Source organism: Halobacillus sp. H74 (genome assembly GCF_052246715.1).
Lineage (GTDB): Bacteria > Bacillota > Bacilli > Bacillales > Halobacillaceae > Halobacillus > Halobacillus litoralis_A.
The window spans coordinates 100,661-122,021 of the sequence record NZ_JBQQCI010000007.1; the positions used below are offsets into that span (position 1 = coordinate 100,661).

The following is a 21,361-nucleotide window of genomic DNA, read 5'->3' on the forward strand; positions in this document are numbered from 1 at the left end:
TATTTTTCTGAACGAATTCCGAGAAAAACATAAAGCAAGGGGCGGCGGGGAATGCGAAGACTCCTGCGGGAAGAGAGGGCATGTTAAGACCCCACAGGACAGCGTCCGAGGAGGCTCAACGCGCTCCCGCGGAAAGCGAAGCATTCCCCGCCGACCCCGATCCTCTCCCAAAATGTCTCGGAATCGAGTCTTCCATAATACTGTTATAACTGAATAACTCTCATATGAAAAAGACAACAACCTTTAACAAAGCCTTTTACATAAGCCGAGCCACCAGTGAAAGAAAGAGGTACTCTATGACAACCTACATTTTTCGTTTCTTCATCTTTTGGTATGTATGTGGTCTTTTCCTTATATCATTCGACCTCCTCCCCCCATGGCTGGAGTGGGCGAACAGCGTGTTTTTAATCACCGCTGGAATCATTGCCTGCATCTATTTTTCTAAAATGTACGGAACCTGGAAGGGGACCAGCTACAGTCTATTCATCATTTTCTTCAGCATTTATGTGGAGCATCTCGGTGTAAAATACAATTTCTTATTCGGATCTTACGCTTACACAGAGAATTTCGGGCTTAAAATCGGGGATACCCCCTTTACGATCGGGTTCGCATGGCTGTTGATCATCGGCTGTTCACATGAGCTTGCACGCATGATTTCTTCGGGACTTCACGGAATAAATAAAGCCATTGTTTTTTTATTTACAGGAGCGTTGAGCGCTGTAACCATGGACCTTATTCTTGATCCCGTGTCTTATAAAGTGAAAGAATATTGGATTTGGCTAGACCCTGGTGTGTATTATGATATTCCTTTTTCCAACTTTTTCGGATGGTTTATTTTAGCGGCTTTTTTCCATATCATTTTTCTACTATGGGGTCCAAAAAAGCCCGCGGAGGCTGGACAATGGCCAAGACGGATGAGTCTGGTATTCGGTTTGATTATCGGTATGTTCATCATCATTGCGTTTACAGGACAGTTGTACTTTGCCATCATCCTTGTCAGTCTATTGACTGCAGGTTGGTATGTTTTGTATTTTTGGAGGAAAAAACATGTTTCAACAAGCTCGTAAAAGACCAATGGTAGAGTGGGGGTTCACCCGCTTTAACCGTCTATTCCTTAAGGCCCATTTTGCAAATATTCAAGTGGAAGGCCCTTCCTCCATTCCAAGTAAAAGGACCTTGTTCTTGATCAATCATTCTACATGGTGGGATTCGCTTATCATTTTTCATTTGAATGATAAGTTTGTACGCTCTGATGGCTATGGGATGATGCATGAAGAAGGCATTCGCCGCTTCCCCTTCTTCCGCAGCATTGGGGCTTATTCTGTCAATGCCAGCGACAGACGGCACTTGCTGAAATCACTAAGGTATAGCCTCGAACTTCTTCAAAGAGGAAGTACAGTATGGATTTTTCCTCAAGGGGAAGAACAACATCTCGAAAAAAGGCCGCTGCAATTTTTCTCAGGAGTCTCCTACCTTGCTGAGAAATGTCCTAGTATTGATGTCGTGCCTGTTTCGCTTTATTACTCATTGGAGCATACAAGGAAACCGAATGCATACATCAAAATCGGCGACCCTCTGGATAAAGATAGCTATGCTCACCTGGATCGTAAATCAATTACGGAACACTTCGAAATGAAAATGACCGACCAGATGGATGAGCTGAAAAAGAAAGTCATTAATGAACAGCATGATGCATTTATCAAGATTTAAAAGAAAGGCCGGGGATAAACACATGTCTTTGTTCACCATTCTTTTGACGGTTACGATCCTCCTTAACATATGGACGATTTTCAATAGTCTTTTTTTATACCCCCTTTCTCCTTTGACCGATTTGCAAAAGTTTCCGATGGTTTCACTCCTTGTCCCATTAAGGAATGAAGCGGAAAATGTTACAGGATTGATTGATTCACTTCGTTCACTTACCTATGAAAACCTGGAAATCATCCTTCTCGATGATCACTCTGACGATGGGACTTATGAACGATTGATCGAATATACAGAACAAGATTCAAGAATGTCGGTAATGAAAGGGAAAGATCTCCCGGAAGGTTGGAACGGAAAAGTTCATGCCTGTCATCAACTCTCCGAAAAAGCAGCTGGCGACTATTACTTTTTTCTTGATGCCGATGCCAGAGTTGCCCCTTCAATCATTGAACTGACACTCGGAACGATGAAAAAGAGACAGGCAGCCATGCTGAGTGGATTTCCAAACTATCCGAATAATAACTTTCTGAGTCATATGCTCGTCCCGCTGCAGCATATGGTGGTCCTTCTCCACCTGCCTCTTTTCATGGCGAACAAGACGACAAAGCCGATGTTCACAGCGGCTTGCGGCATTTTCATCGTGATTGAGAAAGAAGTTTATGAGGGAATCGGTGGCCACCGATCAGTTATGGATTCCTTAGTTGAAGATGTTCACATTGCCCGTGAAGTGAAAAGGCATGGCTATAAAATGGTGCTTGCCAATATTACTGGATCCGCCCTTTCTTACATGTATGACTCATCAAGCGAAACGTGGGAAGGGTTCAAGAAAAACATTTACACAGGAATCGGACGATCGGCGATGATGGTCACTTTCCTCACCCTTTTTTACACAATTGTATTCGTGTTACCAGCATTACTGGCTTGCTTTGCACTCGGAACAGGGAACATAGCGCTTCTCCTCCCTTATTTGCTGACAGTTACATTCAAAATGTATGTAGATGCAAGAACCGGCCATCCATTATGGCTTGCTTTTTTCATTCCGGTGGCTGCACTTTTGCTGATCAGTATCATGGTCGCTTCCATGTCCGTTCATAAAAAAGGGAAATCCTACCACTGGAAAGGAAGGCAATATCAATGAAAGTAGCTATTGTCGGTGGTGGTCTTGGTGGACTTTCTTCCGCGATCACCCTTGCTAAAAACGGCTCTGACGTTACAGTTTTTGAACAGAACACTCACTTTGGCGGCAAAATGATGGCCGTTAATGAAGGTGGCTATCACTTCGATTTCGGTCCGAATACGATCACGATGCCAGAAGTATTCCGTCATGTGGTCCAACAAGGAGGTCTGGATCCCGCAGAGGAGCTCCCTTTTGAAAAAATCACTAATCATACGAGAAATGAATTCAAAGACGGATCGGTGTTCGATTTTTCAACAGACCGCTCTTATATGAAAGAACAACTTCGCCACTTCGATCGTAAAGGCTACCGTGAATATGAGCGTTTTTTATTGGAAATAGAGCGGCTGTATGACTTATCCCGAAAACATTTCCTGCACAGGACTTTTACAGGATGGAAAGATTACTTTTCCCCTGCCCTAGCGAAAAGCATGGCGCAAGTCCGGGCTCTTCAGTCGATGAATCACTTTTTCAGGCAATATTTCACAAACCCGAACCTCGTCCATGCACTCAACCGCTATTCCACTTACATAGGGTCTGACCCTTATAAAGCACCGGCCACATTCAGTTTGATTGCTCATCTGGAATGGAATGATGGCGTCTATTATGTACCCGGAGGTAATACAAAGATCGCTGACAGTTTCATCAAGGCAGCAGAAAATGTCGGGGTGAAGCTTTACAGTGGTACAAAAGTGAAAGAAATTCGCACAGAGGATAAAAGTGTGACAGGCATTGAAACGATCGAAGGAGAATTTTTTGCAGCGGATTACGTCATTCTAAACGGAGATCTTCTTCATGCTTTACCTGAGCTGGTTGATAATAAAGAACGGCGCTTTCTATCAGACCGCAAGCTGCGTTCTTATGACCCTTCGATTTCGGCCTTTGTTATTATGGCAGGGTTGAATACACGCATCGGCCGCTTGAAGCATCATCACCTGTTTTTCTCTTCAGACTATGAAAGAGAGTTCAAAATTTTGAAAGAAGGACTATATGCTGATGATCCGACAATTTATATTTGTACATCGTCGAAATCAGACCCAGCTGTCTCGCCTGATGGAGATAACTGTTTTATCCTCGTGAACGCTCCTCCATTGGCGGACAATGCTGCGATAGATAAAGATGCTTACAAAGATCGCATCTATGAAAGACTGGAAGAAGCGGGAGTTCCGGTCAAGAATCATATTCGCTATGAAAAAGTGCTGGATCCTGCCGATATTCAAAAAAAGTTCGGAGCATACCGCGGAGCATTGTACGGACCCTCCTCCAATAATCGCATGCAAGCCTTCATGAGACCGTTCAATAAGTCACAGGACATTGAACATCTATGGTTTTGCGGTGGCAGCACACATCCCGGCGGTGGCTCACCAATGGTCGTCTTGAGCGGTCAGAATGTGGCCAATCAGATATTAGGAAAAATCATTCACATAGAATAACGAGATAAGATTTTTTCATCTATTCGTGGGATAGCGTACAAGATCTCCACAGACTGTGACTTTATGACATCCTGGACAACAAAAAAACTGAAGCGATCAACTGCCTCAGTTTTACAAGAGTCGGATATGGGTGATTTTGGCTTTCGGGTCTGAGAGCAAATGTGTGGCACGTGCCTGTTCCTTATGAGAGGCAATCACAGGCACTTGTTTCACAAGTCCGGATTTTGCCTGGTAGTAAATCAAATATTTTTCAGCCATCTTTACCTTCCTTTCTCCCTCGCAAAATAGTTGATTAAAGTATGCACATAAATCACAGGAATTATACTGATGAGAGCATTGAGGTGTGTCTCATCAGCTGAAGGTAGTATCAGATGATATAAATCTCACTCTAAAAAAGAAGCAGAATTACTGCATCTCTGCAATAATCTGCTTCTTTTTCTGATCAGAGACGAAATTACGTTTCTCGAAAACCTGATAGTCATTTTTCCGTACTTCTGAAAGAATCGCACGGTACATTCTCGCTGCACCACCGACGGGAGCTCTTGAATAAACAGGATAAGCTTCAAGCGTCGCCAAACCCTGCTCATAGTAAGTTTCAGCATCGCTCGCTAAATCTTCCCACAATCGGATGAACGCTTGGTTCACTTTCTGCTCTTGCAATTCCACAAATGTGTAACCATGCTGTTTCATCAAGTCTCCCGGTAAATAGATACGGTCGATTTCCAAGTCTTCTCCGATGTCTCGAAGAATATTTGTCAACTGCATGGCATATCCAAGTTCAATTGCTCCATTTCTTAACATGTCCACCCGTCCTGGAGCGATGACAGGTAATAACATTAAACCAACCGTGCTGGCAACGTGGTAGCAGTAATCAAGCAAGTCGTCTTTTGAATGGATCGTTCTTGGATAAAGATCCATTCGCTGGCCTTTTATCATATCGTAATAAGGTTGCGCATCAATGGGGAAATTGTTGAATACGTCATCAAGTGCGATCCAGCAAGGATGGTCAAGTTCCAGTGTTCCATCCATGAATGCCTCGAAATCCACTGCAAACGATTCAAGCTCCGACTTCGGATTTTCTCCTTCATCCACAATATCATCAACGCGGCGACAAAAAGCATAAATCGCCCAAACCGCTCTTTTTTGCTTTTTTGGAAGCATGGCAAAAGCTTTAGAGAACGTCTTGGAATGCTTTTCGATTAATTCACGACAATGATGGTACGCTTCATTCAAGTCCGTCATCACTAAACACCTCGCCTGTAATTATGCCTTTCTTCCTCCTCTTTTTGCAAACGATCCGCCAGTAATTTCGCCCCTTGCATGACGATCGGAACGCCTCCTCCCGGGTGGACGGACGCTCCTACAGCATAAACATTTGTTAAGGGGTACGGCTGAAGTTGTGGTCGGAAAACTCCTGATTGAAAAAGAGTCGGAGCGATTCCAAAGCTCCCACCGGCATAGAGACCTTCTCTCTCTGCTTCTTCTGGTGTACGAACATGCATCCATTCCATATGGTCCCTCAGGTTAGGAAAGCCTTGTCTTTCTAATTGATCGAGCACCATATCAATCAGGGCCTCTTTATTTTCCCAATTCACCTCTTCGCCGACCGGGACGGGTATGAGCGTATAAAGCACCCCTTTCCCTTCTGGTGCCAATGAGTCATCAATCAAGGAAGGATGGAAAGTATAAAAGGATGGATCATCAGGTAATCGTTTTTCTGCGAATATCTGTTTCATATGTTTGTCAAAATCGGCACTCATGAAAAATTGATGGATGGAATGATGATCGTAATTCTTATCAAGTCCTAAATAGAGGAGCAAGCAGCCTGAAGAAGGGGTGTATTTTCGGTTCAGCCTCTGTTCGGCCGGCAGCAAACGGTCCATGATCGGGAAATCACCATTTAAAACCACTTCACCGCATGAATATACCTCCCCCTCAACAAGGAGGGATGTTGCTTTTTCACCTGCAGTCATCACTTTCTCTACAGCAGAACCCACTCGTACCGTTACTCCTCTTCTTTTCAATTCCGTTTCCAGCATTTCTACAAGATGGGCATACCCTCCCTTCATATACCAAATGCCATGCTCATGTTCACTGTAGGAGACAAGGGAATACATCGCCGGCGACTGCTCGGGGTGCCCTCCGATGTATAAAGTTTGTAGTGTGTACGCCTCAACCAGTCTTTCATCATCGAAATAACTGCGCATCATTTTCTTTACATTTTGGTATGCTTTCAACTTGATCAATGTTCTTAAGTTCTTTCTGGAGAAAAAAGTCCGCTTATCGACAAATGACCGCTCAAGAAATTGAGCTTTTCCCCGTAAAAACCGCACTTTCATATCCCGCAAGAAGCGATCGAAGTTTATTTCATTTCCTGGGAACCTGTGTTTCAGTTCAGCTTTTTGTTTTTCAGCATCAGCATACTTGGTAAAGGAAGTTCCGTCATGAAAATGTACATCGTAGAGAGGGTCGCACGGAATGAGGGGAATGCTTTCCTTAGCCATCCCCCCTTCTTCCAAGATGTCCAGCAGCATATCCGGTAAAAGAACAATGGTCGGACCTTGGTCGATTTTAAAATCCCCATGGCGCTCATATGTCAAGCGCCCTCCAAGATGATCATTTTTCTCGAAAATTGTGATTTCCCGGCCATCCTCTTTAGAAAGAAGCAGGGCTGTCACCAATCCACCGATACCACCACCAACTATTGCCGTATGGGTCATGAAGGCTGCACCTCCTTCTCTCTTATCCAGCTCGTCGTAATACGGGCAGATTCTAAAATCGTCGGTAAACCACTCCCCGGATGGGTGCCTCCGCCGACGAGCCAGCAATGCTCCAACTCCTGGAAGCGGTTATGCGGGCGAAAATACATCATTTGAGAAAGCTGGTGTCCCATGCTGAACGTCGCCCCCTTGTGTATAAAATGGTCCGACTGCCACTGTTTAGGTGTCAGTATCTTCTCTTCGACTACATGATTACGAATATCCGAAAATCCAGTTTTTTCTTCTATCTCATTGTAAATCAGTTTCTTAAACGTTTCCTGTTTTTCATCCCAGTCGATTTCCGAATAATTATTCGGTACAGGAGCAAGGATATAGACAGCTGAGTGCCCTTCCGGGGCAAGTGTCGGATCTGTCACACTCGCATTATGGATATAAATGGACGGTTCATCAGACAAAACAAGGTCCTTAGTCATTTCATTGACATTTTTCTGATAATCATCAGCAAATAAAATCGTATGATGGGGCATGTCATACTTTTTATCCAGACCAACATAAATCATGAAAGTGGAACAGGAGTATTTCTTCTTTTCCAATTTTGCTTTTGAATGACTCTTCAACACGCCTTCATCAACTAAATGATTCATCGCTTCAGCAAAATCGGCATTGATGATGTATTCATCTGCTCTCACATGCTCTCCTGATTCGAGCTCCAGACCAGTGATTTTTTTGCCGTCAACAGCTATTCGTTTTACACCATTTTCAAGGTGAATATTTCCGCCACTCTCTCTTGTCACCGCCGCCATCGCTTTAGAAAGTCGGTTTACACCACCAATGGGATGAAACACCCCCCATTCGTGTTCCATGTAAGAGAGAATCGAAAAAGCTCCCGGGCATTCCCATGGGGACATACCTAGATATTTAGCTTGGAAGGTGAAGGCAATTTTCAGTTTTTCATCAGTAAAATAGTCAGAAAGCACATCATACACGGATTTACCAATTGATAGTTTAGGCAAGGCCTTTAGAGCTCGTTTGCTTACATAGTCGGTGAGCCTATGATGGCGGGTTTGCAAGAGGGGCATTAAAGCCTCCATCTTCTCCCTCGTATCCTCCATGAACCGCTCATAACCAAGTTCATTTCCAGGGAAATGTTCAGTGATGGTGGTCAACATTTTTTTCCGGTCCCGATACATCGGAACCCGTACACCATCAAATTGCAGCTCATACATTGGTGACAATTCCTTTAAATCCATATAATCAAGAGCATTTCTTCCGGACATTTCGAAAATCTCCTCCATGATTTGCGGCATGCTCAAAAAAGTTGGACCGATATCGAATGTATAATCACCGATGGTGAAATGCCCATTTCTGCCCCCCACATACGGTTGTTTTTCATATACATGGACATCATATCCATTAGAAGCTAGAATCATGGCTGAAGCTAATCCACCTGGGCCTGCTCCGATTATGGCAATCTTTTTCAATAAGCTCACCTTCTTTACCTGTTTTTACATTATACAAACATTATACAAAACTTAAATATTTGTAGCTATTCAATACACTTACCCGATATGCTCCATGTTAAACAACTAGGCTGGGGGGAAAGTTGTGAATAATTATTCCTGATAAAAAAACGCCTGGAGAACGTTACTGAAGAAACAAGCGCTTTAGATACTTATGTCATCTTAGACTTCCCTGATCTATTTACGCATTCTAATTAGTGATTAGCTTAATTACTTCTACATAAGAAGTTTGATTCCTCTTTTCAAATGGATCCCTCAACAAGCAAGGATAAACCGGCAAAGAAAGGGGACAATATAGGCTAAGGAGGCTAGGTTATGTATTCAAACCAAAGAGTTTCAGGGCCCTATTTCCCTTCCCATTCTACACATTCACCACCCCATAACCAGTTCAGCAATGAGCAGCTAAACCATTGGTGTGAAGAGATCGATCAGTGTGAACACCATGAAGAGCAGCGCCGAAATGAAATGCATCAGAAAAGTAAAATAACTAAACTTGCCCCACCTACTTTCATGAATTAATTTAACTGGGTGAATGACCATACACCGCCGACCTCCGTTGCATAGGCTACGAATGTAACAACAGGAGGTGAGCTTATGTACGGAGGCAATCCTTACGGAGGAAGACGTTGCGGCAGACCAAGAGGTTATGGCAATAACTTCGCCTTGATCGTCGTATTGTTCATTCTATTGATCATTGTAGGAGCAGCATTTTATTGTTGAGATTAAAAGCGGCAACCCCTTTGCAGTTTTAAGATAATCATGTGGTAAAGACAGTTTTAGAATTAAGACTATAAGGGGTTAAATGAGGAGAGGCTGGAAGTTATCTACCCATAAGCAGCAACGCCGTAAAGCATGTTTCTTTAGGTTATGTTACGCTGGTCTCTCTATAAAGGAACAGCAACAAAAAGAAAAACGCCATGGGAATTTTTCAAAAATCCCATGGCGCTTTCTTGTTCCACTATATTCACCTTGTCTTGTTACCTGAAATGCGTATTTTCGAGACATTTTGGTCCATGAGCTTTAGTATGTGGTGAATATCGCCACCAGCCCTTGTACACACAGAGTGATGTTCTTTTACCGAACTTCACTCTTTTCAGATGGACCTCGTTGATTCCACGATGAGCGTTCGGTGATGACGCCTGCGGGAACAGCGACCTTGTGTTCTTCATTAATGAACGATTGATGAATTGAAAACATCACTCAATTGTTCCGGGGGCAAGGGCTTACTGTAGAAATACCCCTGGATTTCATCACATTTTTCATCTTTGAGAAAATTCCATTGCTCCGCCGTCTCTACCCCTTCTGCAATCACTTTCATATTAAGAGAGTGAGACATATGGATGATGGATTTGACGATTGCCTGGTTTTGTTTCTGGTTCTCACTGATATATACTTTATCAATTTTCAACTTACTGACAGGGAAACGGCTTAAATACTTCAAGGAAGAATACCCTGTACCGAAATCGTCTATGGAAACATGGACACCCAGATCCCGAAGCTCTTTCAATGTATGTATGATGTATTCTTCATTCGTCATAGCCATTGACTCGGTAATTTCAAGTTCCAGGTATTCCGGCGCGAGACCGGTTTCTTCCAAAATCTGCTTCACCCTGAAAACCAGATCCTTTTGGAGAAATTGCAATGCAGAGAGGTTCACACCTACGATAACGGGGGCAAAACCTTCATCCTGCCACTGTTTATTCTGTTTACATGCTTCCTTCATCACCCATTCTCCGATTTCTATGATCTGGCCATTTTTTTCGGCGATGGGAATGAACGTTGCAGGAGAAATCATCCCTTTATCCGGGTGATTCCACCGAATCAATGCTTCTAATCCGACGATCTTGCCGGTGCCGATACTTTTTTGAGGCTGATAATGAAGCTCCAATTGGTCTTGTTTCAGTGCTTTTCTTAACTCCGAATCCATTGAGAGCATTTTCTCAAACTTCTCACTTATCGATGCGTTGTAGCACAAATAATTGTTCCGATGCTTCCCTTTGACTGTGAACATGGCACTGTCCGATTTTTTTATCAAATCATCAGCGGAACGCCCATGATCAGGAAATAAACTGATCCCTATACTGACTGAAGTGTACAACTCATAATCATCAATAGTCACAGGTCTTTGGAATATACCGATCATCTTTTCAGCATAATCTTCTGCCTTCTCTTTTGATGTAACATATCTTTGAAGGACTAAAAATTCGTCGCCTCCCATACGTGCTGTAAAGGTGTCCTGCTTTTGTATACTTTTCAATCGCTCCGCACATGCCTTCAGCAGTTTATCTCCGAACGCATATCCAAGGGTATCATTGATCTGTTTGAAATAATCCAAGTCAATGAAATGTACGGCTAACCCCTCTCCCTGTCCCGCAGCTTCCATTAAAGCTTCATTCAGCATGTCATGGAAGTAATGCCGGTTCGGCAAATCCGTCAGTTCATCATAATAGGACATGAATTCAATTTTCTTTTCATTATGTACTCGTTCCGTAACATCACGGATGATGGCAACTCTTAAGACACGGTCTTCCTGTGGATAAGGGTGGGCAAGTATTTCCAGGAAAAAAGTGGTTCCGTCTTTTTTCTTCCCTTTTAATTGGTAAGGCTCTTCAGGATATGTATGGAGCAATCGCTTCAGGTTTTCTTTACTGTCCTCATCAACAAGAGAAAACACATCTGCATTTCGTATTTCCTCCCTTTTGTACCCGAACATACGAGCAAAGGTTGAATCACAATCAATGATTCTTCCATGGTCGTGCATGACCACCCCTTCTAAACTGGCATCCATTAACCGGTCCATTTCCCTTTTCACTTCCAAGGTTTGATCGGAAATAGAAAGAGGGCGGAATAAAAGGGCATAAAGCCCCTCCTCTTTCCTTACTCTCATGCAATGGACGAAATATAAACGATCCCCTTCTGTTTGGAAATCAATTATCTTCTTGATTCCCTCATGGTCCTTCAACTTTTTAAAGTCCAACAGGTCCCTTACCGTCTGTCGTTCAGGTCCGATCACCTCTAGAGCTGCTTGATTACAACGGATGATGTCGCCCGCTTCATTTGTGAACAAAAGCGGATCTTGAATTTGCTGGAAAATCCATTCATGAATAGGTATGTTGGTATTCCCGTTTCGGTCCGGCATCATACTGCCCCCTAAGCAACGATTGTACTAACCAATAATGATTCTCTCTTTTGGAAAATGGTACTTGCCTTGTGCTTTATCCTGCTTCTTAAAGGAAAACAAGAACGTCAGCAGGCCGATTCTTCCTAAAAACATCAACAGCATGAGTACACATTTTCCGAAACTGCTGAGACCAGGAGTGATTCCCAGTGATAGCCCGACAGTTCCGAAGGCTGAGCAGACCTCAAATAAGATTTCATTCAATGTGAAGGGCTCTGTAATCGACAAAGCCATGACAGCACTGAAGCATACAAATAAGGCCACCATTGTGACAACTACCGCTTTGTTCAAATCTTCCGGATGTATTTCTCTGCGAAAGATCCGGATGTGATTTCCACCGCGGGCAAATGTTAATACAAAGATGACTACTAAAGCGAAGGTTGTCGTCCGTATTCCTCCCCCGACACTGCTGGGTGAAGCTCCGATAAACATCAGGGAAGACATAAAGATTTGGGTCTGTTCAGTGAATTGGTTGATATCCACCGTCGCTAACCCGCCGCTCCGTGTCGTAACGGATTGAAACAAGGCATAGAAGAAGACTTCATGCCAGGATTTATCTGAAAAGAAATGATTGAACTCTAAGATGGAAATCATAACCGCACCAAAAATGACGAGTGCGATAAATGTAAAGCTGGTCAACTTGGCGAATAATGAAAACCTGATGGTCTTTTCTTCACTGTTATGCATTAAATATTGTTTGACCTCAATCAACACTGGAAAACCAATCGCTCCAGAAATAATTAAGATCATATTGATGAATTGGACAAAATAATCATCTTTGAAGAGCCTCAAGGATTCTCCTGTAATATCGAAGCCTCCATTCGTCATAGCACTGATAGCTCCAAAAAACCCTTGCAGGTAAGCTTCTCCAGGATCAAAATATTGTAAATAATAAGTGCCTAAAATGAGAAAACCGATCAACTCGATAATCAATACGACGATGACGATCTCCTTAACGAGACGTACCATCCCCTGGAAGGACGTCTGGTTCTGATCGGTCATGATCAGCCGTCTCTCTTTCAAACCGATCTTTTTCCCTAAGACTAACCAAATCAAGGTACCCAGTGTCATGACACCGATACCGCCGAACTGGAGGACAAGTGCTAATATAAACACACCAGTCGTATTAAAAGTTTCCGCAGTCGGGACGGTTGTTAAACCTGTGACACTGACCGCGCTGACAGCTGTAAATAAAATATCAATGAAATTAAGTTGTACTCCATCGCGATGACCGACAGGCAGTGCGATTAAAATCGATGAAATAGTGACAGCGACTAAATAATAAATCGCAATTAGCTGGAATGGCGATAAGTCATTAAGCCAACGCAGGCCTTTTCTTCTCACCCACATAGTAAATCTCCTTTGATGTTGCTATTTCTGATCGATGATGGAGCACCATTCATATTATAGCAGTATAATCGACAAATTTCTTCTATTAATCATAACTCCCCATGACTTTTTTACTAACATATGTAGGGAGGCGCCTGGAAATGGACGCCTCCAATGTGTAAACTTATGCTTTAGACTCGTTGCCCCTTTTTTTAAACTCTTCTAACAGGTCTTCCCCTTGAAAACCTTCATCAAGCAGCTGTTTGAGCACTCTTTCCACTTGCTCCTGCTGACGATCGACAATCGTTCCCATGAAGATGACGTTCATCGCTTCCCCGATCATATTGATATCAATCGGTTTGACCATGAAAGTAGCGGGCCGGTTGCTCGGCTTCGTAATTTTGACTTGGACAATAATTTCTTCTTCGTTCTCGTGCATAGCACGGAAGAAGTCTGTATAACTCTCATCAACGAAGGCTTCAATGACCCAGCGGCCATGGTCATCTTCACGGTTGATGATTAAGCCATCCTGCAACTTGATCCGTCTTTGAGTGATATCTTCATTTTTTTCTTCCACGATATCCATTGAAATCAGCTTAAAGGTTTTCATCAAATGACCTCCGAGAATGAATGTTATCTATATTATAGAGGACACGGCCTCTCTGAGCAAAGATAGATCGACTGATTTTGATAATTCATCCTCCAATATAGGACATTTCGATTTTATTCTCTTTCATAGGTTTCCCTTTTGCTCGATCAATTGAGTATTGATCTTTTCTTCCTGCCCATATTGCAATCAAATATTCGGTTATCTGTTCATCCGAGTAATCGCTCCGCAGGCATTCACGAAGATCGTAACCCGAAGAAGCGAATAAACATGTGAACAACTGTCCATCTGCAGAGAGCCGTGCTCGGGTACAACTCGAACAAAATGCTTCCGTCACAGAAGATATGACACCGATTTCCCCATCCCCGTCTTTATAACGATAACGGGAAGCAACTTCACCATAGTAATTTGCATCTAACGGGATAAGCGGTATTTCTTTATGGATATGATCGATGATTTTTTTCTTCGGTACGACTGCATCCATATTCCATCCATTATGGTTTCCTACCTCCATGAATTCGATGAATCTCAACGTATCTCCTGTATCTTTGAAATAACGGGCCATAGGAAGAATTTGACTTTCATTCATTCCTTTTTTGACGACCATATTGACTTTGATCGGCAGCCCGGCATCTCTGGCAGCTTCAATTCCCTTTAAAACCGGCTTTATTTTGACGCCTCTTCCATTGGTTTCTTGAAAGACTTCATCTTCAATGGCATCGAGACTGATATTGACACGGTCCAAACCTGCTTCTTTTAATTTCTTTGCTTGTTTGACTAAGAAAACAGCATTCGTGGTTACTGCAATATCTTGGATGCCGTCCACTTCCCGGATGCGGCGGATTAAATCATCCAGTTTTTTTCTCATCAAAGGTTCGCCGCCAGTCAATCTGATTTTCTCTACGCCAAACTTTGCAAAGATCTTAACAAGACGGATAATTTCGTCGAAACTTAACAATTGGTCTTCTGGTAAAAAAGCATAGTCAGGTCCAAAGATTTCTGCAGGCATGCAATACGTACAACGAAAATTGCATTGGTCGATGACGGAAATACGCAAATCCTTGATTGGTCGGCCTAATTGATCCGCAACATATGGTTCTATACGATCACTCCTTTTCAAATTGATCCTGGCCCTGGAAGCCGTCTAATAAAATCGCTTCTACCTGATCTCCTTTTTGGTATCCGCGTGTGCCACCTTTAAGGACGATCAATACATTAGTGTGAGCCAGCGAACTAACCACCGCAGATTTATCAATGCCTGCTGGATAGACGAACACTCGCCCTTTGTTAAAGTCGAGATATCCCCTGACGAACCTCGTGAACGGATTCGGCTTTTTGAAATCTTCGCCGAGTGTCGCCTCTATCCGGCGGTGATGTGGTTCAGGGTTCCCCATAAAGTTCTGAAGGATCGGATGGACAAATAATTCAAACCCGACATAACAGGCTGAAGGATTACCACTTAATCCGTAAAGAAGCTGTCCGTCTTTTTCAGCGACTGTTGTTACACTCCCCGGCCTCATTCCTACCTTATTAAATAAAACTTCCGCTCCAAGCTTTTCATATATATCCGGCATTAAATCATAATCACCGACAGATACGCCACCTGTCGTAATCAAAAAATCATAATCCGTAAGGGAGCGGGAAACAGCATCAAAGCAAGTATCAAAATCGTCATCCAGTTTACCTAAGTAAAACCCTTGCCCTCCTGCCCGTTCGATTTGGGACAAAATCATATAGGCGTTCGAGTTGCGAATTTTCCCTGGCTCTAGCGGTTCATCCACTTCTAAAAGCTCGGTGCCTGTAGCAAACACACCGATTGCAGGTCGCTGATAAACCTGAATTTCAGCATAACCGAACGTCGCAAGGAGTGCTTTGACTCCTGGATTAATACGAGTGCCAGCCCCAACCAGGGAATCCCCTTCTTTAGTTTCTGATCCTTCTTTAATGATGTTCTGATCTTCTTCGAGCGTACGCTTCAAAGTTATGTACGCTTGGTCATTCTCTTCAAAGGACTGGGTGATTTCAAACATAGCCACACAGTCAGCCTTTTCTGGAATCTCAGCTCCTGTCATAATGCGGACAGCTTCGCCTGCTTGTAAAGGCCCACTCGCCTGCTCACCAGCACCAATCGTTTCAATAACGCGAAATGTACCCACATTTTCTTTTGATAGCCCGTTTGTATCTTCCGACCTTAAAGCAAATCCATCATAAGGTGATTTGTCGAAAGGAGGGACTGGATGAGTGGCTCGTAAATCTTCTGCTAAAATCCTACCATCTGCTTCGCTCAACTTTACCGTTTCCGTTCGTCCATTTTTCCGATGTGCTATCACTTTGTGGACGGCTTCAGAAACGAGGAGTGGTTTCCTATGGAGACTCATCGGGACCTTCCTTTCTACTTACCTATTAATTCATCTTCCTTGAACATACCTGAATCTTCATATTTTTTCAAAGGTGGTCATAATGTGATTGTGATTCATTTCCTTCATATAAGGCTATTATTCTGATAGTTCCCGGAGGTTTAATAAATGAATCAAATTTTATATTACTATGAGTAAGAGTGCAGCCTGCCCTCTATTAAACACCAGATAGCAAAATGCTTCTACATGAAGAGGAATGAATCATATGCCGTATGTCGAAGCGTTTATTTACTCTAAAAAATATTCAAGAAAGGTTACTGGATAATAGATGAAAAATACATACAGGGCAACAAGGATTATAAGTGCTGTATTAATTAAGAGAATACTTTTATAATTGCTTAACTTAAATTGAATCCAGTAACTTACCCCCCATAGAATATAAATGACACTCAAAGCAACATGTTCAGCTGTATAAGGATCGGGTTGATGCACAAAATGAAGTCCGAATATCATAAGTGCGCCTACAAATAATAATAGAAGGAGTACTGTTATATTAATTGCATGAATTATAGTTTGTCTGATAAAGAGTCTCCCTCCTGTTTAAAATAAATTTGCTGGTTCACGCTCACAAATTTCCTATGAATAACTCTTGAGAAGCTATCAACCGGCATATAGAGTTTCCCCGAACACCCAGGATCGATAGCTGCTATAGAATGTTCAAACGATAAACTTAGTGAACCAGGCAATGTATTCAGCACCTGGTATAAACAGGAGTTGAGCCATTAAAGTTCCAAAAAATCTGGAAGTTACCATCATAAGTGAGACATACTTGAGTTTACGGTAGTCCCCCCGTTTATTGATCACATCATCAGCCATTACTGAGATTTTAGGATCTACAAACACTACCAGTAATATAGTGGCAATACCATTAATCAACCCTGAAGCCATAATAGCTGTGGAAGCGCGATCCGGTGTTAACAGCGCTGCATACAAAGCCGATAAAACCCCGATGGTGTAAATAGAAGTGACCACCATATTTATTAAAAATAACCTCTTCGGTATGTAAGCTAATGAAAACCCGGTTAGATAGGCTTTACTCGGAAAATGCATTTGATTCAAACCTCGTTTGATATATTCGAGGGAAAATACCATTTTAAATAAGGAAGGTATGGAGCCACCTTGTTTAGAGAGGTGAATGATGGACCGTGAAAATAACGCTACAAAAGTCGGCAAAAGGATCATACCTATTAATGTGCCTACTGTAGACGCCCCTATTATGACTCTGTATTGATCCTCGACAAAACTCAAAGTATTCGTGGTCGGTGCAGTATCTACCAAGCTTCCTGTAAAGGGCTGCTGCATCATATTGGCCATTCTTGAAACAATAACCATCAAATTAAACAAGGATAAGGCAGAGGCTATTAAACCTACTCTCGCCCCGGAGAGTCGCACAGCATAGGCGAGCGTTTCTATTGTATGTATTACTAAAATGAATAAAGAAATATAAATGACTTTTTCCGTAAGAAATTCCAAGTTATAACCTCTTTTCTATTTCTAGTGACAAGAGGATTTTAACATAATCTGGATTTTGTTTGTGATGGTAAATACTATATACGGTTGATTGATTTTTGCTCCCCATATCGAATATACCAATAAAAGAAGCGATTATCTTTGGATGGATAATCGCCAGCTGAAGTAAACATATCTATAACCTTTCCTTTTCTATTGTTTTTCTAAATGTATAATCTGCTGCCTGCACAGGGTTAACAGGAGATTGATGAACATAAAATCGTTGAGTACCGTTTACTTTTGCGCAATCTGCAACAGGTTGCCGCAAGTATCATCGAAAACAGCCATGGTGATTTCTCCCATTTTTGTCGGCTCCATAGTAAACTCCACGCCTTTTTCTGATAAACGTTCGTACTCCTGCTTAATATCCTCGACACCAAACATGGTTGCAGGGATACCCTCAGCATATATCTTCTGTTGATACTCTTTCGCAGCCGGGTGGTCATTCGGTTCAAGTAAAAGCTCGGTGCCCTCCTGATCTTCAGGTGAAACTAGTGTTATCCATCTGAATTTTCCGACGGGAATATCATCCTTTTTTATAAAACCCAGCTTGTCTGTATAAAACTCCAGTGCCTTATCCTGATCTTCTACGAAAATACTGGTAACAACGATTTTCATAATGTTTTGCCTCCTTTTATTTTTTGCTGCCCGGTGGGCACTTACCATCTGCATGCACGCAACACACATTCGATACTATTATTCTATCCATCCTTTCAATAAGTTTTTAAGTGGCTCGTTGGTAAATATCAGCACTCTATATTTTCCCTTTCGCTTTGATTTAAGGAGACCGGCACCTTCCAATGCGGCCAAATGTTTTGCGATCGCCTGACGGGAAATAGAGAGGTCGTGCTTCATAATGAGACGTGCCGTAAGTTCATACAACGTCAGCTCATTACGTTCAGTTAGTTCGTCTAGAATGAGCCTTCTTGTTGAGTCGCTAAGAGCTTTGAATATTTTGTCTTTGTCCCAATTCATATTTTAACTATAAGCAACTTTTAGGTTGCTGTCAATAACATGTAACTTTTAAATTGCACATTGAACAAAAACCAACTTATATATTTTCTCATTGCAGAACAACAAGGAGGAAGCCTTTCAAGTCAGCTATTGTGAAGGAAACCTTTTAAATAGAGAAAAAGCCACCGAAGAGATAAAAAAATCGGTGACTTATGTCTGAAGATTATCCAAAATAATCGACCAAAGCTTCTTTTAAATTTGCAGCATGATTAAACGAAGTGTGGACTAGAGAATAGGCATCTGGCCGAATAATCATGACATCCCCCTTAGATAAACCTATTCGATCTTTTACTTCCCCTTTAATATCGAAGTAAATCGCTTCATCATTATCAATCTTTCCTTGTACATCATTTTGAATAATAAAAACAGGTGTCAAGAAATATCCTACCTTTTGATAAAAGGTTTGAAGTGCTTTCATGACCTTCTTCTTCACTTTTGGCAAACCACTTTCATCGGTATAAACGAGTAATAAACATTCACCGGATCTTAGTAAGTCATACAAGTCACTTTCCTCTTTTCGGAACGTGTGAAGACATATATTCGGAATCCTTTCTCCGGTTGTACTTTTTTTAGCTTCGGTCCTTTTCCTCATTTGTTTCGAGAACGAAGTAAATGTATAATCCACTTCTATTTGTGATAAGCGGGAAGCGATTTTTTTCTGAATCGTATGATTGTTTAAGAACACCTGCAATGCTTTATTTCTTCCCTTTATAGCATATTTATTTTGGATACTCATCACCTGGATTAAACGGTCTGTAGCTTTAATGACATCTTGTGCTACCGGTTTTCTTTCTTCCTGATAAGTATCGAGCAGATTTGGAGATAGATGATATTTTAAAACATAAGCTAGTTTCCAGGATAGATTTACAGCATCCTGGATCCCTACATTCATTCCTTGTCCGCCTAACGGATTATGAATGTGAGCAGCATCACCTGCAAAGAATACCCGCTTATCCTTATAAGAAGGAACCTGCCGATGGGAAGCTGTAAAACTGGACAGCCAAAAAGGATTCTCCAACTGTAAGGACTCCGGATACAACTTTGTAACCGACGCTTGAATCGCGTCGAGAGTAACCTCTTCAGGGAAATTGCTGCCCTGTTTGTCAAAATCAATGGCAATGACTCTTGTGTAATTATTCTGGAAAGGAGCAAAGAAAAGCAAGCCATGTTGTGTAGAAATGAGTGATAATTTATTCTTTAACGAAGGCTCATTGATTTCCACGTCCCCAAGCATCACATTAATGTTCTCTGATTCTCCCTCGAATGGCATCTGAGCTAACTTCCTTGTCGTACTATGAGCCCCATCGCACCCAATTACATATCTAGCGCAAATATCGTACTCTTCCCCTCCTTTCATCACAGTAGCACGGGCGGAATCTTCATGATGTTGTATATCAATCAGTTTAGTACTCCACTGTACAGTCTCAGCAGGAAGATTATTTTCTAAGAGCTTTTCCGTCTCACTTTGAGGCAGGATACTCAAAAAAGGAAAATCCGTTTTCTTTCTCAAGATTGAAAAATCGATAGTAAACAAGGATTCATTGTTATAATAAAAGTTCAATTGTTTACTAATAAAGCTTTCATTGATCCATTTATCCTCAACCCCTAATAAATCCAGCATTTCGATCGTACGCGCATGAACAACTAAAGCTTTAGAATATATGGATCGCCGGTCTTTCTGATCAATGATTCGGTACCGTATACCATACTTATTCAATTGATTCGCCATCATTAGTCCCGTAGGTCCAGCACCGACAATTAGCACATCAGTATCTAGTTCATGCATAAACATCCTCCTAAAAAGCATGGGTGAGTGGGGTCAGTCACGAATTGTAAGAAATCTGCCAAGCAAAGCCTCTTCAAGGAGAGTGGCCACTTGCGGGAGTATTAGAAAATGATAGATAGCTATTCACCTAAACCCTTATCACAATTCGCTTTCTTCTTTACTTGAAAAGGCTGTGTAAAGAATATAACCTATGACTGCCACTACACCTATTAACTTATAAGTGCGATAGGTTACATCACCGGCTATGAATTCGTATATTACATACCCTATAAAACCTAATCCGATGATTGTCATTAGAATCACTTTCGCTTTGTGACTCATGGGCTCCCTCCTAGGCTTTTTGAACGAATACCCTGGAAAGGAACAAATAAACATATATTGACAATCAGGAAAAGAGGGAGAGCAATCAATAATCTTCATTAGTCAATAAGCTTATAATGATATTGAATTACAAATTTTGCATATATAAACCGAATGTCCATATCAAATCATATACTAACCACAAAACATAAGGTAATAGAATTCTAAAAGAAAATACATCCATTTTTTTGAGGGTGAATGCTAATAAACCAACAATCATGATAAAAGGGATTAAACTGATAAAACCTAAAAAAGTACTTTTCAGACCAAAAAATAAGTAGTTCCATAATTCATTCCCCACCAGCATACTCAGCGTAAGAATCAGCGCAATCTTTCGTAACATTGATCCAGCAATATTGCTGATTTGCCTGTATAAAATGACTAATACCATCATGTAATAAAGAATTCCTACAATAATAAAAAACCATAGTGGTACTAAATACCAAGGCTTGTCCAGTTCTGCATACCAAACAGTTAAACCGTCCCCTACAAAAGCATTTCCCAGAATAGCAAGAGTGACCACAATAGATATACTTAACAGGAATGACTTAATAGAACTCCCTCCCTCTTTCAATTCGTTTAATCAAGCATTCTTCCTTTATTCCGATAC

At 41.8% G+C, this 21,361-nt stretch carries 21 protein-coding genes; 6 read left to right on the forward strand and 15 right to left on the reverse strand.

The window, feature by feature from the left end:
* Positions 1-296: 296 nt before the first annotated feature.
* The 4 genes from ACTWPX_RS16195 to ACTWPX_RS16210 are packed head-to-tail and all read left to right on the forward strand — an operon-like array spanning position 297 to position 4,311.
* On the forward strand, positions 297-1,067 hold the full coding sequence (locus tag ACTWPX_RS16195) for a carotenoid biosynthesis protein (protein ID WP_443120622.1): 771 nt from the start codon (positions 297-299) through the stop codon (positions 1,065-1,067).
* Entirely contained in the window at positions 1,048-1,710 is a 663-nt protein-coding gene (locus tag ACTWPX_RS16200; RefSeq protein WP_443120623.1) for a lysophospholipid acyltransferase family protein, read from the forward strand. The genes ACTWPX_RS16195 and ACTWPX_RS16200 overlap by 20 nt, the downstream gene beginning before the upstream one ends.
* Positions 1,711-1,732: 22 nt before the next feature.
* Entirely contained in the window at positions 1,733-2,842 is a 1,110-nt protein-coding gene (locus ACTWPX_RS16205; protein ID WP_443120624.1) for a glycosyltransferase, read from the forward strand.
* The gene (locus tag ACTWPX_RS16210; protein ID WP_443120625.1) at positions 2,839-4,311 is read left to right on the forward strand and encodes a phytoene desaturase family protein; all 1,473 of its coding nucleotides are present in this window, start codon (positions 2,839-2,841) and stop codon (positions 4,309-4,311) included. Before ACTWPX_RS16205 ends, ACTWPX_RS16210 begins: the two co-directional genes overlap by 4 nt.
* Positions 4,312-4,422: 111 nt before the next feature.
* Here the strand turns inward: ACTWPX_RS16210 and ACTWPX_RS16215 are convergent, their stop codons facing one another.
* The 4 genes from ACTWPX_RS16215 to ACTWPX_RS16230 form a co-directional block, all read right to left on the reverse strand.
* Positions 4,423-4,569, reverse strand: coding sequence for a hypothetical protein (locus ACTWPX_RS16215; protein ID WP_164908453.1), 147 nt, complete (start codon positions 4,567-4,569; stop codon positions 4,423-4,425).
* A 147-nt stretch (positions 4,570-4,716) separates the two neighbouring features.
* Complete coding sequence (locus ACTWPX_RS16220; protein ID WP_443120626.1) at positions 4,717-5,553, reverse strand: phytoene/squalene synthase family protein; 837 nt, start codon at positions 5,551-5,553, stop codon at positions 4,717-4,719.
* A 2-nt stretch (positions 5,554-5,555) separates the two neighbouring features.
* Positions 5,556-7,031 carry a phytoene desaturase family protein gene (locus ACTWPX_RS16225; RefSeq protein WP_443120627.1) on the reverse strand — a complete coding sequence of 492 codons (1,476 nt, stop codon included), beginning with the start codon at positions 7,029-7,031 and terminating at the stop codon, positions 5,556-5,558.
* Positions 7,028-8,512, reverse strand: a complete 1,485-nt coding sequence (locus tag ACTWPX_RS16230) for a phytoene desaturase family protein (protein ID WP_443120628.1) — start codon at positions 8,510-8,512, stop codon at positions 7,028-7,030. The genes ACTWPX_RS16225 and ACTWPX_RS16230 overlap by 4 nt, the downstream gene beginning before the upstream one ends.
* A 354-nt stretch (positions 8,513-8,866) precedes the next feature.
* Between ACTWPX_RS16230 and ACTWPX_RS16235 the strand changes: the two genes are divergently transcribed.
* Positions 8,867-9,070, forward strand: a complete 204-nt coding sequence (locus ACTWPX_RS16235; protein WP_443120629.1) for a hypothetical protein — start codon at positions 8,867-8,869, stop codon at positions 9,068-9,070.
* Positions 9,071-9,145: 75 nt separating this feature from the next.
* Positions 9,146-9,271, forward strand: a complete 126-nt coding sequence (locus ACTWPX_RS16240) for a YjcZ family sporulation protein (protein WP_128522983.1) — start codon at positions 9,146-9,148, stop codon at positions 9,269-9,271.
* Positions 9,272-9,719: 448 nt separating this feature from the next.
* Here the strand turns inward: ACTWPX_RS16240 and ACTWPX_RS16245 are convergent, their stop codons facing one another.
* The 11 genes from ACTWPX_RS16245 to ACTWPX_RS16295 form a co-directional block, all read right to left on the reverse strand.
* Positions 9,720-11,690 carry a sensor domain-containing protein gene (locus ACTWPX_RS16245; RefSeq protein WP_443120630.1) on the reverse strand — a complete coding sequence of 657 codons (1,971 nt, stop codon included), beginning with the start codon at positions 11,688-11,690 and terminating at the stop codon, positions 9,720-9,722.
* Positions 11,691-11,717: 27 nt separating this feature from the next.
* Positions 11,718-13,079, reverse strand: a complete 1,362-nt coding sequence (locus ACTWPX_RS16250) for a TrkH family potassium uptake protein (RefSeq protein ID WP_443120631.1) — start codon at positions 13,077-13,079, stop codon at positions 11,718-11,720.
* A gap of 163 nt (positions 13,080-13,242) precedes the next feature.
* Positions 13,243-13,668 (reverse strand): YwpF-like family protein, encoded by a 426-nt coding sequence (locus tag ACTWPX_RS16255; protein ID WP_443120632.1) that lies wholly within the window; start codon positions 13,666-13,668, stop codon positions 13,243-13,245.
* A gap of 85 nt (positions 13,669-13,753) precedes the next feature.
* Entirely contained in the window at positions 13,754-14,785 is a 1,032-nt protein-coding gene (moaA, locus tag ACTWPX_RS16260; protein ID WP_443120633.1) for a GTP 3',8-cyclase MoaA, read from the reverse strand.
* Entirely contained in the window at positions 14,772-16,043 is a 1,272-nt protein-coding gene (locus tag ACTWPX_RS16265; protein WP_443120634.1) for a molybdopterin molybdotransferase MoeA, read from the reverse strand. The genes moaA and ACTWPX_RS16265 overlap by 14 nt, the downstream gene beginning before the upstream one ends.
* Before the next feature lie 696 nt (positions 16,044-16,739).
* Entirely contained in the window at positions 16,740-17,555 is an 816-nt protein-coding gene (locus ACTWPX_RS16270; RefSeq protein WP_443120635.1) for a lipid II flippase Amj family protein, read from the reverse strand.
* Positions 17,556-17,825: 270 nt separating this feature from the next.
* On the reverse strand, positions 17,826-18,209 hold the full coding sequence (locus ACTWPX_RS16275; RefSeq protein WP_443120636.1) for a VOC family protein: 384 nt from the start codon (positions 18,207-18,209) through the stop codon (positions 17,826-17,828).
* A 78-nt stretch (positions 18,210-18,287) separates the two neighbouring features.
* On the reverse strand, positions 18,288-18,566 hold the full coding sequence (locus ACTWPX_RS16280) for an ArsR/SmtB family transcription factor (protein ID WP_443120637.1): 279 nt from the start codon (positions 18,564-18,566) through the stop codon (positions 18,288-18,290).
* A 202-nt stretch (positions 18,567-18,768) separates the two neighbouring features.
* The gene (locus ACTWPX_RS16285) at positions 18,769-20,391 is read right to left on the reverse strand and encodes an FAD-dependent monooxygenase (RefSeq protein WP_443120638.1); all 1,623 of its coding nucleotides are present in this window, start codon (positions 20,389-20,391) and stop codon (positions 18,769-18,771) included.
* 138 nt (positions 20,392-20,529) lie between these two features.
* Complete coding sequence (locus tag ACTWPX_RS16290) at positions 20,530-20,712, reverse strand: hypothetical protein (protein ID WP_443120639.1); 183 nt, start codon at positions 20,710-20,712, stop codon at positions 20,530-20,532.
* Between the two features lie 127 nt (positions 20,713-20,839).
* Positions 20,840-21,325, reverse strand: coding sequence for a TspO/MBR family protein (locus ACTWPX_RS16295; RefSeq protein ID WP_443120640.1), 486 nt, complete (start codon positions 21,323-21,325; stop codon positions 20,840-20,842).
* Positions 21,326-21,361: the final 36 nt, after the last annotated feature.